Source organism: Yimella sp. RIT 621, from assembly GCF_004146205.1.
Lineage (GTDB): Bacteria > Actinomycetota > Actinomycetes > Actinomycetales > Dermatophilaceae > Yimella > Yimella lutea.
The window spans coordinates 1-15915 of the sequence record NZ_SEIP01000024.1; the positions used below are offsets into that span (position 1 = coordinate 1).

A 15915-nucleotide genomic window follows, 5' to 3' on the forward strand; every position below is an offset into this window, starting at 1 on the left:
ATACACAACTACCCGGGACTTGACCTCCCCCGCAAAAAAAGTTGCGGCCTTCTTCGCGATCTCGAGGTCTTCCTCGAGGTCCCGGATCCGCCGCTTCAACTGCTTGACTTCAGGAGTGTCCGGCTTGCGCAGAACCGTCGGGTCACTGTCGCCGGGTGATGGCGCCTTCCGCACCCACCCCCGGACGGTTTCCTTACCGACGCCCAGACGGGCACCGACGACCTCGCAGGCCTTGGTCACCGTCCCGACCTCGTGGACCTGCTCGGCGACCATCCGCACCGCTCGTTCCTTCAACGCAGGATCAAACTTTCGTGGCATACCTACATCCTTCCGAACCAGAAACGGTCACGGCAGAAACGCCCGAACGGTGCAGACTGACGGCATCAAACAGCCTGTGAAATCACTGAGACACGCGACACGCCGAGACGAAGGACCGCAAATTTCGCAAGCAGACGCGGCGCCAGGACGCTGGTTTCGCGCGACAACGCGTCCGACCGAACCCATGCCGTTCGGTCCGGACGCACCCGCATAGGGTCTAGGCATGCTCGGACAGATCGGTGAACACGCCCGGCCCGACGAGGGACACGAGCCCGATCCCGACACAGCAACCGGCAGCACACCCGGCACCGTGCACGTCGTCGGTCTCGGCCCCGGTCCCGACCGCTGGCTCACTCCAGAGGTGGCCGAGCTGCTCGGACGGGTCGATCACGTGGTGGGCTACGCGCCGTACGTCGATCGCGTGCCGCAGCGAGAGGGCCTCACCCGCCACGCCAGCGGCAACACCGTGGAGGTCGAGCGGGGCCGGCTGGCACTCGATCTCGCCGCCCGCGGCGACGAGGTGGCCGTGGTGTCCGGCGGCGACGCCGGGGTGTTCGGCATGGCGTCGGCGGTGTTCGAGGCCGCCGAACACGCGGTGGCCGACGACCCGCACTACGCCCAGGTGCCGGTGCAGGTGTCTCCCGGCGTCTCGGCCGCGCAGGCCGCCGCCGCGCTCGTGGGTGCGCCGCTCGGCGCCGACTTCGCGATCATGTCGCTGTCCGACCGGCTGAAGCCATGGAAGGTGGTGGCCGACCGGTTGCGCGCCGCAGCGTCCGTCGACCTGGTCATCGCGCTCTACAACCCGCGCTCGCTCAGCCGTCCGGAGCAATTGTTCGCGGCCCGCGACGTGCTGCTCGAGGTGAAAGACCCGTCGACCGTCGTCGTGGTCGCACGCGACGTCGGCCGAGCGGAGCAGTCGGCCACCGTCACCACGCTCGGCGAGTTCGACCCGTCCACCGTCGACATGAAGTGCCTGGTGATCATCGGCTCGTCGAGCACCCGGGTGTCGCCCACCGGGCACGTGTGGACCCCGCGCTACGTGGAGTGAGTTCAGCCGCGGGCGTGCACCAACCCGACCAGGTCGTCGGCGGTGCGCGGACGGTCGACGGCGAGCAGGTCGAGCCCCAGTGCCGCGCCCACCCGCACGACGGCCGGCACCGCCACCCGCGAGGCGGTGAGGGCGTCGGCGTCCGACATCACCTCGGCGCACGAACCTTGTCGAATTCCGCCCTGCTGCAGCAGCACCACGTCGTCAGCCCACGCCCAGGCGAGGTCGCTGTCGTGGGTCGACACCACCACGGTGGTGCCGGCCCGTTCGAGTCGGGCGAGCGCGTCGAGGGCGTCACGCACCCCGACGTCGTCGACCCCCGCCGTGGGTTCGTCGAGCAGCATCACCGCCGGATGCATCGCCATCGCCCCGGCAAGCGCCACCCGTTTGCGTTGCCCGTAGGACAGGTGATGCACCGGCCGGTCAGCGAGCGGCAGCAGGTCGAGCAGCGCGAGCGCCTCCTCCACCCGGGCGCGCACCTCCGGCACCGGCAGGCCGAGGTTCGTCGGGCCGAAGGAGACGTCGCGCCGCACGTCGGCGCTCACCAACTGGTCGTCGGGGTCTTGCCCCACGAACTGCACCCGCTGCCGGTGCTCGTTCAGTCGAGATCGACTGTGCTGCAACGCCGTTCCGCGCCAGAGCACCTGCCCTGCGGTCGGGCGCAGTGCTCCGGCGAGCGTGCGCAGCAGCGTGGTCTTGCCCGACCCGTTGGCGCCGAGCACCGCGATCCGGCGGCCGGCGCGCACCTCGACGGTGGCGTGGTCGAGCACCTCCGGAGCGCCGGGGTAACCGACGTCGACCCCCTGCAACGCCAGCACCGGCGGCTGCGATCGGTCGCTCATCGCAGCACCACCGACGCCGCCGCAGCCACGGCGACGACCGCCACCGACGAGCCGACGAAGGGCCACGACACGGGTCGTTCGGGTGCCAACATGCGCAGCGACCCGCTGTAGCCGCGACCGGCCAGGCCGCGTTCGAGTCGTGCGGCGCGGTCCCAACCGTGCACGAGCGTGCGCACGAACAGTGCCGCGACCGACCGGCGCGCGCAGGCACCACGGGCGTAGCCGAGTCGGGCCGCCTGCGCCTCTCGGGTGCGGGTGAGCGTGGCCCCGAGCACGAAGATCAGCCGGTACATCGCGCCGGCCAGATCGAGCATCACCTCCGGCACCCGCAACCGCCGCAACGATTCGAAGACGTCGACGATCGGCGTGGTCGAGGCGAGCAGCAATACCGCTGCGCTGCAACCGAATGCGCGTGATCCGATGAGCACGGCCGACGACACGCTGCGTTCGTCGACGGCCAACGGTCCGGCGGTGAGCACCGGGTGCGGCACCGCGCCGACCGACACGACCACGCCGACCAGCCCGATGAGGGTGAAGATCAGCGGGCCGGTCCAGGCCGCCACGAAGGTGCGCCACGGCACCCGCGCCCAGGCCACCGCGGCAAGCAGCGCGAACAACCCGATGCCGATCGGCACGACGGGTGCCGTGGCCGACACCGCAACCAGCAGCAGCCCGCCCGACAAAACGGCCTTCTCCGCCACCGAGCGCGCACGCCAGCGGTTGGTCCAGGCCGCGTCGTCGAGGGCGAACCTCGTCACGCGCGTTTGCCCTTGCGCCGCTCGTGCAGCTTGCCCACGACGAACCCGAGCACGATGCCGCCGAGGGCGGCCTGCATCGCGAACAGCCCCGACTCCACCTCGCCGCCGGGGATGCGGAACGGCAACTCGAACCACGGTCGGTAACCGCTGCTCTCGATGGCGGCGCCGGCCGCGGCATCGGTGCCGCCCTGGTCGCCGTGGGCGGCTCCGAGCATGAGTGCGACGACGAAGATCGCCACCACGGTGAGCACGATCGCCACCGTCACCAGATGCTTACGCACGACCCGCCACCTCCGGCTCGGCCGCGGGCTGTTCGGCGGCCGGCGCGAACACCGTCCGTAGCTGCTCGGGCGCCCAGTCGCGCAGCGCCCGGAACAACAGCACGCCCACGAGTCCTTCGATCACCGCGAGCGGCACCTGGGTGAGCGCGAAGATCGCGAGGAAGCGACCGAACGCGCCGACGATGCCCGACCCCGGGTCGGGGTGGGCCAGCGCGAGCTGCGCCGAGGTGACGACGTACGTCGACAGGTTGGCGAGCGCCACACCGGTGAAGATCGCGATCCACGGGTGCACCCGGCGCAGCACCCGGAAGCACAGGTAGCCGGTCCACGGGCCGGCGATGGCCATCGAGAAAACGTTCGCACCGAGGGTGGTGATGCCGCCGTGCGACAGCAGCAGCGCCTGGAAGATCAGCACGACCGTGCCGAGCGCCGCCATCACCGGCGGCCGGAAGATGATCGCGCCGACACCGGTGCCGGTGGGGTGCGACGAACTGCCGGTCACCGACGGCAGCTTGATCGCCGACATCAGGAAGGTGAACGCGCCCGACGCCGCGAGCAGCAGCTTCGATTCGGGCTCGTCGTCGACGATCTGTCTGATCCGGCGGACGCCGTGCACGACGAAGGGCGCGGACGCGGCCGTCCACGCGAGACAGTGAAGGGGTGGCAGGAAGCCGTCGGCGATGTGCAATGCACCGCACCTCTCTCGGGATGACGCGTCCCGACGAAGAACTGCCGGCGGGGAGTTCCTGACTCGCAGCGTTGGCTGCTCACAGTGGCGCGACCGTCCCCGATTTCCACGGGGTTCCTCGATCCGTCCGGCAATGGACGTTTCGGAGGCTACCCGACGGCGGGTCGGGTGCGGCGACTGGAGTAGAGGTGCGACTCGACGAAGCCCTCCGCGGCGAGCGCCCGCCCCACGATGACGACGGCGGCCTGCCGCAGCCCGTGGGCCTCCACCTGGTCGGCGATATCAGCGAGCGTGCCGCGCAGCACCAGTTCGTGCGGACTGCTCACCTGCGAGCCGACGACCACCGGGCAGTCGGCGCCGTAGTGCGGCACGAGTTCGTCGGACAGCCGGCGCACGTGCCGGATCGCGAGGTGCAGCACCAGGGTGGCGCCGGTGGCGGCGAAGTTCGCGAGCCCCTCACCCTCGGGCATCTTCGTCGAATCCCGTTGGGCCCGAGTCAGCACCACCGACTGCGCCACCTCGGGCACGGTGAGTTCACGGCCCACCAGCGCGGCCGTGGCGGCGTACGCCGACACGCCCGGCGTGATCTTCCACGGCACCCCCGCCGCATCGAGCCGGCGGGTCTGCTCGGCGACGGCCGAGTAGATCGTGGGGTCGCCCGAACACAGCCGCGCGACGTCCTTGCCTGCAGCATGCGCCCGCACCATCACCGCGATGATGTCGTCGAGGTCGAGGTGTTGGGTGTCGACCAGCTCGGCATCCGGCGGGCAGTGCGAGAGCACCTCGTCGTCGAGATACGTGCCGGCGTACAGGCACACCGTGCACTGCCCGAGCAGGTTCGCGGCACGCAACGTGATGAGATCGGCGGCGCCGGGGCCGGCGCCGATGAAGTGGACGGTCATGGGGTCTCCTTGGGCTTGCCGGCGCTCCATTGCACGACCGGCCGGGCCGGCGTCCACGACAGGTGGCGGCCGAGGGGGCGGGCGTGTTCGACGCTGATGCGGGTGAGTTCGCCGCCGTAGCTGCCGGCGGCGGCGACGAGGATCTGCTCGGTGTCGATGGTCACCGCGTGGGCCACGAAGCGGCCGCCGCCGCGCAGCCGCCGCCACCCTCGTTCGAGAAGTTCGGCGGTGAGGCCGCCGCCGACGAAGATCGCATCGGGCGTCTCGAGCTCGTCGAGTGCGTCGGCCGACCGGGCCTCCACCACCTCCAGCAGGTCGTCGACGCCGAGACGAACACTGTTGTGGCGCAGCCGTTCTGCGCGCTCGGGGCGCTGCTCGACGCTGACGCACCGGGCGTCGCGGCCGGCGAGGCACCATTCGATGCCGACGCTGCCCGAACCGGCACCGAGATCCCACAAGAGCGCGCCGGGCGTCGGACGCAGGTGGCCGATAGCCGAGGCCCGCAGGTCGCGTTTGGTGATCTGGCCGTCGTGTTCGAAGCAGTCCTCGGCGCGCCCCGGCGCCGGCCCGTCGAGGACGGCGTCGTCCGGCACCGCCACCGTGCACAGCACCAGATCGGGGGTGCGTTCGCCGTCCCAACGGCCGGCAGTCGCCGTCCGGCACCCCTCGTCGGTGCCACCGAGATGCCACCACGCGGTCATCGCCGCATCGGCGCAGCCGGCGTCGACGAGCAGGTCGGCGAGCGCCGCCGGAGTGGTGCCGTCGGAGCAGAGCACGATCAAGCGGGCTCCCGGCGCGAGCCGGCGTCGCACCCGGTGCAGCGACCGCCCGACGACGGTCACCACCTCGCATGACTCGGCCGACCACCCGGCCCGCGCCCGGGCCAACGCCACCGACGAGACGGCCGGATGGAGCCGCACCGCATCGGCCCCGAGCAGGTCCATCAGGGTGCTGCCGATGCCCGAGAGCGTGGGGTCGCCGCTGGCCAGCGCGACCACCTGGCCCGGCGGCAATTCGTCGAGGAGACGGGGCAATTCGGCCCGTAGCGGCGACGGCCACACCCGTCTGGTCTGACCCTCGACGGCGGGCAGGGAAGCCAGCTGGCGGCGTCCGCCGAGCACGACGACGGCGTCGCTCACGAGACGCTGCAACCGCTGCGGAAGGTCGGCGAAACCCGCATCGGTGACCCCCACGACGTCGATCATGGGGCCTCACCCTAGGTCAGGGTCGCTGTGCCATGATGACCCGGACACCAACGAGGAATCCGGTGCAAATCCGGAGCGGTCCCGCCACTGTGAGCCGTCGGCCAACACCGACAGCAAGCCAGGACGTCCGAGGTGTCGGCCCGGCCGAACCCGGCGTGGGTCCACCGCTATGACGAGCGTGGTAACTCGTCAGGAGGTTCGATCTCGTTGTCGCAGTTTCCTTTTGTGGCCATCGTCGGTGCCGACGACATGGCGCTCGCTCTCGTGCTCACCACCGTCTCGCCCGAGGTCGGTGGTGTGCTGGTGCGCGGCGAGAAGGGCACCGCGAAGTCGACCATGGTGCGCGCCCTCGCCGAGGTGCTGCCTGACGTCGAGGTGGTCGAGCGCTGCCGCTTCGGCTGTGACCCGCGCCGCGACGAGCGCTGCCCCGACGGCCCGCACGACGACGGACCCACCCGGATGCGCCCGGCGCGACTGGTCGAACTCCCGGTCGGCGCGACCGAGGACCGCGTGGTCGGCTCGCTCGATCTGGGCAAGGCGCTCGCGGCCGGTGAGACCAGCTTCGAGCCCGGTCTGCTGGCGCAGGCGCATCGCGGCCTGCTGTACGTCGACGAGGTCAACCTGCTGCACGACCACCTGGTCGATCTCCTCCTCGACGCCGCCGCGATGGGCCGCAACACCGTTGAGCGCGATGGGGTTTCGGTTTCTCACGCCGCCCGCGTGACCCTCGTCGGCACGATGAACCCGGAGGAGGGTGAGCTGCGCCCGCAGCTGCTCGACCGCTTCGGGCTCACCGTCGAGGTGCGCGCCTCCCGCGACCCGCAGCACCGCGCGGAGGTGGTGCGCCGGCGGCTGGCGTTCGACGCCGACCCGACCGGCTTCGCCGACCGCTTCCGCCGCGAGCAGCAGGAGCTGCGCACCCGGTTGCACGACGCGTCGGCCCGGGTCGCCTCGGTGCGCCTGGGCGACCGCGCGCTGGCCACCATCGCCCGGGTGTGCGCCGGGTTCGACGTCGACGGCATGCGCGCCGACATCGTCACCGCCCGCGCGGCCCGCGCCCACGCCGCCTGGTGCGGACGCGACGAGGTGACCAAGGACGACATCCGCGTGGCCGCGCGACTCGCGCTGCCGCACCGGCGTCGGCGCAACCCGTTCGACGCGCCGGGCCTCGACGAGGAACTGCTCGACCGGTTGCTCGACGAAGACCCCGACCCCGAGCCCGACGACCCGGAACCCGACGGCCCGCAACCGGACGAGACCGGCGACGAATCCGCCGACGAGTCCCCCGAGGGCGGGGACGCCGGCGACGGCGGCTCGCCGGGAAAGCCCGCCGACGACCGGTCGACCACGCCGGCGCCGTCCGACCGTTCCAACGACAGCTCCGACGGGCCCAGCGACCACGCAACCGACGACCCAGCCGGCGAAAACCAGAGCGACAACGCCGCACCCACCGAACGCCCCAGCGCCGTCGGCGTCGCCGCGCCGAACTCGGCGTTCCGAGCCCGCACGTTCACCGTGCGCGGCATCGGCACCGGGTCTGCCGGGCGCCGCAGCGCCGCCATCACGTCGGCGGGTCGCACCATCGGGTCGACCCGCCGCGCCGACGGTGCGCAGCGCCTCCACCTCCCGGCGACGATCACCGCCGCGGCTCCCCGACAACACGAACGCGGACGCCGCGACGGTCGGCTGCGGTTCGCCACCGACGACGTGCGCCTGCGCATCACCCAGGGCAAGGAGTCGAACCTCGTGCTCTTCGCCGTCGACGCCTCCGGGTCGATGGGTGCGCGGCAGCGGATGAGCGAGGTGAAGACCGCCGTGATGAGCCTGTTGGTCGACGCCTACCAGCGTCGCGACCGGGTGGGCGTGATCAGCTTCGCGGGCGCCGGCGCCGAGCTGGTGCTGCCGCCCACCGGGTCGGTCGAGGCGGCGGCGCGTTGCCTCAGCGACCTGCCGCACGGCGGCCGCACCCCGCTCGCGGAAGGGCTGCTGCGCACCCTCGCCACGGTGCAGGTCGAGCGGCTGCGCGACCCGCACCGGCGCCCCCTGGTGGTCGTGCTCACCGACGGCCGCGCGACCGCAGGGCCCGACGCCCTCGTCCGCGCGCGTGAGATCGCGACGGCCTGGCCGACCCTCGGCCTGCAGACCGTGGTCGTCGACTGCGAATCGGGACGCTTCCGGATGGGGCTCGCGGTCGACCTCGCGGCCCGGATGGGCGCCGAACACGTGCCGCTGGAGCGGGTGGCCGCAACCGAGATCGTCGATGTGGTGCGCCGGTCGACCGGCGCCGGGAAGGCCGCCTGATGGTGCAAGGACAGACGCCCGTCGAGGCCAACGACGGGCTCACCACCCGGCAGCGGCGCAACCGTCCGTTGGTGATCGTGCACAGCGGGGCCGGTAAGGGAAAGTCGACGGCGGCCTTCGGGCTCGCGCTGCGCGGCTGGAACCAGGGGTGGTCGATCGGGGTGTTCCAGTTCGTGAAGTCGGCCAAGTGGCGCATCGGCGAGCAGGCCGCGCTCGAAGCGCTCGACCGGGTGCACCGCGAGACCGGCGAGGGCGGGCCGATCGAGTGGCACAAGATGGGTTCGGGTTGGTCGTGGTCACGCAAGGCCGGCAGCGAGGACGACCACGCCGCCGCGGCCCGCGAGGGCTGGGCCGAGATCAAGCGGCGACTCCAACAGCAGACCCACGGCCTGTACGTGCTCGACGAGTTCACCTATGTGCTCAAGTGGGGGTGGGTCGACGTCGATGACGTGGTGCGAACCCTGAAGGAGCGCGACGGTTTTCAGCACGTCGTCATCACTGGACGCGACCCCCACCCGAAGCTGCTCGAGATCGCTGACCTGGCCACCGAGATGACCAAGATCGCGCACCCGTTCGATCAGGGTCAGAAGGGCCAGAAGGGCATCGAATGGTGACCCAGCCGCGGTTGGTGGTGGCCGCCGCGGCGTCGGGCCAGGGCAAGACGACCGTGTCGGTCGGCCTCATGGGCGCATTGCGGGCGCACGGTCACGCCGTCGCCCCCGCCAAGTGCGGCCCCGACTACATCGACCCCGGCTACCACGAACTTGCCACCGGCCGGCCGAGCCGCAACCTCGACCCGTGGCTCACCTCGCCCGAGCTCGTCGCGCCGCTGTTCCTGCGCGGATGCCTGCACCCGACACCCGCCGACGTCGCGGTCATCGAGGGCGTCATGGGGTTGTTCGACGGACGGTTGGGAGCCGATGGGTTCGCCTCCACCGCCCACGTCGCGGCGCTCACCGACTCGCCGGTGCTGCTCGTCGTCGACATCTCCTCGGCGGCACGCACGGTCGGCGCGCTGGTGCGTGGCCTCGCCACCCACGACCCGGCAGTGCGGGTGGCGGGCGTGGTGCTCAACAAGGCCGGCAGCGACCGACACGCCGCCGAGGTGCGCCGCGCCGTCGAGCAGCAGGGATACCCGGTGCTCGGGGTGCTCCCCCGCGACGCCGGCATCAGCGCACCATCGCGCCACCTCGGGCTGGTGCCGGCGTCGGAGCGGCACGACGCGCAGGCCTCGCTCGACCGACTCGCCGAGCAGACCGCACAGCACATCGACATCGACGCGGTCTTCGAGATCGCTTGCACCGCACCGCAGTTGGCCGCCGAACCGTGGGCCCCACCGGTCGTCGACCGACCCGCACGACGAGTGGCCGTCGCGGGCGGACGAGCATTCACCTTCCACTACGCCGAGACCGCCGAGATGTTGGCGGCCGCCGGCTGCGAGCCGGTGCGCTTCGACCCCGCCACCGACCGCGAGCTGCCGTCCGGCACCACCGGGCTCTACCTCGGCGGCGGGTTTCCCGAGGCGCACCTCGGCGCGCTCGCCACCAACACCCCGTTGCTGACCCAGGTGCGCGACGCGGTGTCGTCGGGTCTGCCGACGGTGGCCGAATGCGCCGGTCTGCTCTATCTGTGCGAGTCGCTCGACGGCCGGCCGATGGCCGGGGTGTTGCCCGCACGCGCCGCCATGCAGCCGCGCCTCACCCTCGGCTACCGCGACGCCACACTCACCGTCGACAGCCTGCTCGGACCGGCCGGCACCACCGTGCGCGGACACGAGTTCCACCGCACCCGCACCGACCCCGGTCACGGCACCGCGGCGGCCTGGCACTTCCCCACCGGTCCCGAAGGCTTCGCCCTCGACCCCGCCCGCACCGGTCGCGCCACCGTGCACGCCTCCTACCTGCACACGCACTGGGCTGGAGCGCCGCAGCTTGCGGCGGCGTTCGCCGATGCGGTGCACGAGTTCGCACCGGTCGCCGACGCCCGACCGATGCGCGACGTGTCCGCCGGCGGCCCGCGCCCCGTCGATCCGCGTCCGGCGGCCGATGCTCTCGAGTTGCCCGACGCCCATGGCGCACACCACGGCGACGCACACCACGGCGACGACGACATCCGCGACCGCCCCGACCTCGTCGACCTCGCGGTCAACGTGCGCCTGCCCGCGCCGCCCGCCTGGTTGGCCGGCGAACTCGCCGACGGCATCGCCGGGCTCGGCGCCTATCCCGACGCGACGGCGGCCCGCGACGCGATCGCCCGCCGACACGGGGTCGACCCGTCGATGGTGCTGCCGACCGCCGGGGGTGCCGAGGCGTTCACCCTCATCGCCCGCGCGATCGAGGGCCGCACTCCGCTGATCGTCGAACCGCAGTTCACCGAGCCCGCCCAGGCGCTCGCGGCCGCCGGGCGCACCGCCGACCGGCTCGTGCTGCGCGCCGAACACGGGTTCGTGCTCGACCCGGCCGCTATCGACCCCGCGGCCGACCTGGTGTTCGTGGGCAATCCGACCAACCCCACCGGTGTGCTCCACCCACGCGCCACCCTGCACGCACTGCGCCGCCGCGGACGCGTGCTGGTGATCGACGAGGCGTTCGCCGACGCCGTGCCCGGCGAGACCGAGTCGTGCATCTCGCCCGACCCGGACCAGCTGCAGTCGATGCTCGTCGTGCGCTCGCTCACCAAGACCTGGGGCGTGGCCGGTGTGCGCGCCGGCTACGTGATCGGCGACCCGCGCCTTATTGAACTGCTGCGCCACCAACAGCCGCACTGGTCGGTGTCGTCGCCGGCACTCACCGTGATGCTCGCGACGACGTCCGACCGTGCGCTGCGCGAGTCGGCGCAGGCCGCCCGTGACCTCACCTCCGCCCGTGAGCACCTCGTCGGCGCGCTGGAGCGCCGCGGGCTGCGTCCGGTGCCCGGGGTGGCACCCTTCGTGCTCGTCGAAGTGGGCGAAGGGGTGCGGGAAGCGTTGCGACACAGCGGTTTCGCCGTGCGGCGCTGCGACACCTTCGCCGGCCTGTCCGATCGGTGGATCCGCATTGCCGTGCGCGACCCGCACACCATCGACACCTTCCTGAGGGCGCTCGACGAGACCCTCGCGCGTACCTCTCGCCCCGCTGCAGCCACTCCCGAAGAGGTGCCCGCATGACCTTCTGGAAGCCGGGTGACCGTGCCCTGTTGCGCCGGCCGGGCGCCGATGCCGACTACGCCGTGCACCGTCTGCTCGAGGCCGGCTTGTTCGTCGACGTCGAGACGCAGACACCCGATCCCCGGCTGCTCGACCTGCAGTCGCGTGGACTCGTCGGGATCGTGCCGCACCCGGACCTCGACGACTACGCGGTGGTGCTGCGCGACGACGTCCCCCGCGCTGACGTGCCCACCGACGCGCCCACCGGCAGCACCGGGCCCGGACGGGTGACTCTCGTCGGCGGCGGCCCCGGACCCACCGAGCTGCTCACCGTCGCCGGACTCGCCGCCGTGAGGGAGGCCGACGTCGTCGTGTGCGACCGGCTCGCCCCGCTCGGTGCGTTGGCCGGCATCAGCGCCGAGATCGTGCACGTCGGCAAGATCCCGCGCGGCGAGTTCACCCCGCAGGAGCAGATCAACTGGCTGCTCATCGAGCACGCTCGCCGCGGACGAAATGTGGTGCGGCTCAAGGGCGGTGACAACTTCGTGTTCGGGCGTGGCGGTGAGGAGTGGAACGCCTGCAGTGCGGCAGGCATCGAGGTGCGTGTCGTGCCAGGGGTGAGCAGCGCCCTCGCGGCGCCGGCTCTCGCTGGTGTGCCGGTGACCCATCGCGACATCACGCAGGGTTTCGCCGTGGTCAGCGGCCACGTGCCGCCCGACGATCCGCGCAGTACCGTCGACTGGGACGGCATCGCCCGCAGCGGCCTGACCCTGGTGGTGCTCATGGGCGTGGCGACCCTGCCCGCGATCTGTCGTCGTCTGATCGATGCGGGGCTCGACCCCCACACCCCGGCGGCGTCGATCAGCGACGGCGGCCTGCCCAGTCAGCAGTCGGTGCGCGGCACGCTCGCTTCGATTGCGGCCGACGCCGAGGCCGCCGGCATCCGCGCCCCCGCCGTCACCGTCATCGGGGCGACAGTGGATGCGCTCGACGCCGCGAGCGTCGTCCGGTTCGCAGCGGCCCGATGAGGGCGAGGCGTTCGCCGGCCGGGGCCGGTCTCCGGCTTGCCGTCGGCACCCTGACCGTGGTGCCGACCGGCGACATCGGCCCCATCGACCGCCGCACCGCAGGGTGGGCGATGGCCCTTGCTCCGGTCGCCGCGCTGCCGGTGGCCCTCGGCGCCGCCGCGGTGACGTGGGCCGGCACCTGGCTCGACCTGCCGCCACTGGCGGTGGGCCTGTGCACCGTGGCGACCACTTCGCTCGCCACCCGTGCGATGCACCTCGACGGACTCGCCGACACGGTCGACGGCCTCGGCGGCGGATGGACCCGCGAACGCGCGCTGGAGATCATGCACTCCGGCGACATCGGACCCATGGGCGTCGTTGCGCTCGTGCTCGCGCTGGGTCTACAGGCGGCCCTCATCGGCAGTCTCGCGTTACTCCCGTGGGGCGCTCTGCTCATCGCCGCGGGGGTCGTGGTCGGGCGGACCTCGACGGTGCTCACTTGTCTGCGCGGTCTGCCCTCGGCGCGGCCCGCCGGGATGGGCGCGACGGTCGCCGGAACGGTGTCGCGGCCGGTCGCCGCGACGGTGCAACTGGTCGCAGCGGCGCTGCTCGCCGGGGCGGCCACGATGGCCGCTCTGCCCTGGTGGCAGGGAGCGCTGGCGGGAGTGGTCGCGGCGCTCGGCGTGCTGTGGCTGCTGTGGGTGTGTTGCCGCCGGTTTGGCGGGGTGAGCGGCGACGTCATGGGCGCCGCGATCGAGCTGGCCACCACCATCGCGCTGCTCGTGCTAGCAGCGGGCGCACTGCGATGAAGACGCTCGTCACCGGCGGGGTGCGCTCGGGCAAGAGCGCCGCGGCCGAGGCGGCCGTATCCGCGATGTCGGCCGATCGCGCCGTCGTCTACGTGGCCACCGGACCCACCACCGACGACCCCGACTGGGCCGATCGCATCGCCGCGCACCGCGAGCGGCGTCCCACGGAGTGGCCCGTGCTCGAGACCACCGACCTGGCCGCCGTGCTCACCGACCGCACCGAGGCGTTGCTCGTCGACTGCCTCGGCACCTGGCTCACCGCCCGGCTCGACGCCCTCGCGGTGTGGGACGCGCCGTCCGCCGAGTGGGCGGGGGCGCTCGACGCAGAGTTCGACGCGGTGGTCGACGCGCTCGCCGCCCGCCGCGAACCAGCGGTGCTCGTCAGCAACGAGGTGGGGCTGGGGTTGGTGGCGCCGCACCGGTCGGGACGTATCTTCGCCGACAGCTTGGGCCGGCTCAATCAGCGGGTGGCGGCCGTCTGCGACCGCGTGGTGTTGGTGGTCGCCGGGCAGTCGCTGGTGATCAAGTGAGCACGCGCGCCGCCGGGTTGCTCGCCGGGTACCTCGCCGATCGCGTGCTCGGCGATCCGCGGCGGCTGCACCCGGTGGCCGGATTCGGCTGCACCGCAGCCGCATTGGAGAAGCTCACCTACCGACCGACGCGGGTGGCCGGAGCGGCGCACGTGTGCGTGCTGGTCGGTGCCGTGGCGTTCGCCGGACGGTTGCTGCCGCGGCACACGGTGGTCGTCGCGGCGGCCACGTGGACGGTGCTCGGCGGGCGATCGTTGGAGCGTGAGGCGCTCGCGGTGCACGACCTCCTGGCCCGCGGCGACCTCGACGGCGCGCGGGTGCGGGTGCGCAACCTGGTCGGTCGCGACACCAGCGGCCTCGACGCGGGCCAGGTCGCGCGCGCCGCGGTGGAGTCGGTGGCCGAAAACGGTTCGGACGCCGTCGTCGCGCCGCTGTTCTGGGGTGCGTTGGCCGGCACGCCGGGATTGCTGGCCCATCGCGCGATCAACACGCTCGACGCAATGATCGGCCATCACACTCCCCGATACGAGCAGTTCGGCTGGGCCGCAGCCAAACTCGACGATCTCGTCAATTGGCCGGCGGCGCGGGTGAGCGTGCTGTGCACCATGCTGGTGCACCCCCGCCGCGCGCGCTCGATTGTGGCGACGGTGCGGCGCGACGCGCCCGCCCACCCCAGCCCGAACGCCGGCCCGGTGGAGTCGGCGTACGCCGCGGCCCTCGGGGTGCGACTCGGCGGCACGAACAGTTATCACGGCGCGGTCGAGCACCGCGGGGTGCTCGGCGACGGACGGGCCGTCGCGCCCGATGACCTGCTGCGCGTCGTCCGGCTGCACCGCCGAGTGTGCGGCGCAGCCCTTGCGCTGAGCGTTGCCGCGACGCTCGGTGTCTCAGCGCTGCGAAGCTGATGGTGACGCCCGGAACCGTCTCTGCGGCGGCCGCTGGGACAACGCCTCACTGTTTTCGATCTCGCTGGAGCTGCGATCACTCCTCTGCCGTACCCCTGGACGAGGGTGCTGATCGATTCCGGGTGCAAGGGCCGACCAGTCGGCTTGTTCCCTTTGGTCACTCCTTGGAAAAGGCCCGCTGGTGATGCCGCGGGCTCGAGACAGACGCTCAGCGCGGTGGCCGGGCACCGGTGAGGGTTACCGGAACGTGGAAGGCCACAAATTCAGCTTCGGTGCCGTGAACTGCACCGCATCCGTGGCCGCTGGTGCCCGTGCGACCGTCCCCGAGACAGAGTGCGTTGAGGGCGTCGGAGGTGAGTTGGTCAGCGCGTGCATGACGCACTCCCACGGCCTATTACACGGCATTCCATACATTATCCCGTGCAATGCGCGGCCGTCGGGTCGATCACCGTGGGCAATTGAGCGCTGGCGCGCCGCAATATAGGAGATCCCTCAATTTTGAAGATCCTCTAAACATCGAATAGCTGAATAGAATCGGCGTAAGGAGCGTCGATTACAGCAGCTCCGTTACGGAGCTTCAACAGCCGCCCGAAGCTCAGCCAATCGGTGACAGTCGGACCCATTTCCTGCTCGAATATGACGAACTCATCGCCTCCATGCTTATGCGTTTTGAAAAAAGTTATCGCCGCCCTTCCGCTAGCATCCAAGCGGCCCACAGCTCTGATCCCGTGGCGAGGAGATATGTTCCGTAGCGGAACCGAAATGCAAATGGGATCAAAAATCCCATTCGGGAAATTATCGGGTGTGGAATCGGCTCCAATGGCCCCTAGTGCTCTAAGCCATGCGGCGCGAAAAAAAGACTTTTTTTGCGCGTCTTGTAGGGCGGAATAATCGGTTGGGAAAAAGAGTGTCCCAACACTCCCATCAGGTGCCATAGGCTGATGCTTTTCCGGATCCCACTCCTTTAGGGGAACAAGCGAGCTTCTGTTCAGGATCAACCGAGATGACCCCCGCTTCACGCATCTGACTGGGTTTGACCGGGCCCATAAAGTTAGGTTTCCGGCCGAAAGCATTCCGTCTATACCGAACTGGCTCATGTTCCCATCGCTGTTGAGTAATTCTCCCCACTTTGCGTCAGTCATGGCTATTGGAGCATCGGGCCATATTTGTAACTCCTGGAGCATGGGCACTTTAATT

General features: G+C 71.2%; 15 protein-coding genes and 2 riboswitches. Of the genes, 8 read left to right on the top strand and 7 right to left on the bottom strand.

The features are described from left to right. Positions 1-318 (bottom strand): transposase (locus EU513_RS15265; protein ID WP_370447368.1); only part of this gene is annotated, 318 nt, incomplete at its 3' end. Positions 319-541: 223 nt separating this feature from the next. Between EU513_RS15265 and cobJ the strand changes: the two genes are divergently transcribed. Next, positions 542-1366: a precorrin-3B C(17)-methyltransferase gene (gene cobJ, locus EU513_RS15270; RefSeq protein ID WP_129627667.1), complete on the top strand. Its 825-nt coding sequence runs from the start codon at positions 542-544 to the stop codon at positions 1364-1366. Positions 1367-1368: 2 nt separating this feature from the next. On the opposite strand, the gene EU513_RS15275 is transcribed toward cobJ, so the two are convergent. From EU513_RS15275 to cbiE, 6 genes are all read right to left on the bottom strand, one after another. Further along, positions 1369-2208: an energy-coupling factor ABC transporter ATP-binding protein gene (locus EU513_RS15275; RefSeq protein ID WP_129627670.1), complete on the bottom strand. Its 840-nt coding sequence runs from the start codon at positions 2206-2208 to the stop codon at positions 1369-1371. Next, entirely contained in the window at positions 2205-2966 is a 762-nt protein-coding gene (cbiQ, locus tag EU513_RS15280) for a cobalt ECF transporter T component CbiQ (RefSeq protein ID WP_129627673.1), read from the bottom strand. Before cbiQ ends, EU513_RS15275 begins: the two co-directional genes overlap by 4 nt. Beyond that, complete coding sequence (locus EU513_RS15285; protein WP_129627676.1) at positions 2963-3247, bottom strand: energy-coupling factor ABC transporter substrate-binding protein; 285 nt, start codon at positions 3245-3247, stop codon at positions 2963-2965. The genes cbiQ and EU513_RS15285 overlap by 4 nt, the downstream gene beginning before the upstream one ends. Next, complete coding sequence (locus EU513_RS15290; RefSeq protein WP_129627679.1) at positions 3240-3935, bottom strand: energy-coupling factor ABC transporter permease; 696 nt, start codon at positions 3933-3935, stop codon at positions 3240-3242. The genes EU513_RS15285 and EU513_RS15290 overlap by 8 nt, the downstream gene beginning before the upstream one ends. Before the next feature lie 31 nt (positions 3936-3966). Next, positions 3967-4108: riboswitch (cobalamin riboswitch) on the bottom strand. Then, positions 4085-4837, bottom strand: coding sequence for a precorrin-4 C(11)-methyltransferase (gene cobM, locus EU513_RS15295; RefSeq protein ID WP_168990314.1), 753 nt, complete (start codon positions 4835-4837; stop codon positions 4085-4087). It overlaps the preceding riboswitch by 24 nt. Continuing rightward, positions 4834-6042: a precorrin-6y C5,15-methyltransferase (decarboxylating) subunit CbiE gene (gene cbiE, locus EU513_RS15300; RefSeq protein WP_129627682.1), complete on the bottom strand. Its 1209-nt coding sequence runs from the start codon at positions 6040-6042 to the stop codon at positions 4834-4836. Before cbiE ends, cobM begins: the two co-directional genes overlap by 4 nt. A 16-nt stretch (positions 6043-6058) precedes the next feature. After that, a riboswitch (cobalamin riboswitch) is annotated at positions 6059-6251 on the top strand. Here cbiE and EU513_RS15305 point away from each other — a divergent pair. The 7 genes from EU513_RS15305 to cbiB all read left to right on the top strand — a co-directional run bounded on the left by EU513_RS15305 (position 6250) and on the right by cbiB (position 14718). Beyond that, positions 6250-8343: a VWA domain-containing protein gene (locus EU513_RS15305; RefSeq protein WP_129627684.1), complete on the top strand. Its 2094-nt coding sequence runs from the start codon at positions 6250-6252 to the stop codon at positions 8341-8343. (Overlaps the previous riboswitch by 2 nt.) Further along, positions 8343-8957 (top strand): cob(I)yrinic acid a,c-diamide adenosyltransferase, encoded by a 615-nt coding sequence (gene cobO, locus EU513_RS15310; RefSeq protein WP_129627687.1) that lies wholly within the window; start codon positions 8343-8345, stop codon positions 8955-8957. The genes EU513_RS15305 and cobO overlap by 1 nt, the downstream gene beginning before the upstream one ends. Continuing rightward, entirely contained in the window at positions 8951-11488 is a 2538-nt protein-coding gene (locus EU513_RS15315; RefSeq protein ID WP_205744817.1) for a cobyrinate a,c-diamide synthase, read from the top strand. The genes cobO and EU513_RS15315 overlap by 7 nt, the downstream gene beginning before the upstream one ends. Then, a complete protein-coding gene (gene cobA / locus EU513_RS15320) occupies positions 11485-12495 on the top strand; it encodes a uroporphyrinogen-III C-methyltransferase (RefSeq protein ID WP_129627690.1) in 1011 nt (336 codons plus the stop codon). Before EU513_RS15315 ends, cobA begins: the two co-directional genes overlap by 4 nt. Further along, the gene (locus EU513_RS15325; protein WP_129627692.1) at positions 12492-13283 is read left to right on the top strand and encodes an adenosylcobinamide-GDP ribazoletransferase; all 792 of its coding nucleotides are present in this window, start codon (positions 12492-12494) and stop codon (positions 13281-13283) included. Before cobA ends, EU513_RS15325 begins: the two co-directional genes overlap by 4 nt. Continuing rightward, positions 13280-13813: a bifunctional adenosylcobinamide kinase/adenosylcobinamide-phosphate guanylyltransferase gene (locus EU513_RS15330; RefSeq protein ID WP_129627695.1), complete on the top strand. Its 534-nt coding sequence runs from the start codon at positions 13280-13282 to the stop codon at positions 13811-13813. Before EU513_RS15325 ends, EU513_RS15330 begins: the two co-directional genes overlap by 4 nt. Then, the gene (gene cbiB, locus EU513_RS15335) at positions 13810-14718 is read left to right on the top strand and encodes an adenosylcobinamide-phosphate synthase CbiB (RefSeq protein ID WP_240796081.1); all 909 of its coding nucleotides are present in this window, start codon (positions 13810-13812) and stop codon (positions 14716-14718) included. Before EU513_RS15330 ends, cbiB begins: the two co-directional genes overlap by 4 nt. The last annotated feature ends 1197 nt before the right edge of the window (positions 14719-15915 follow it).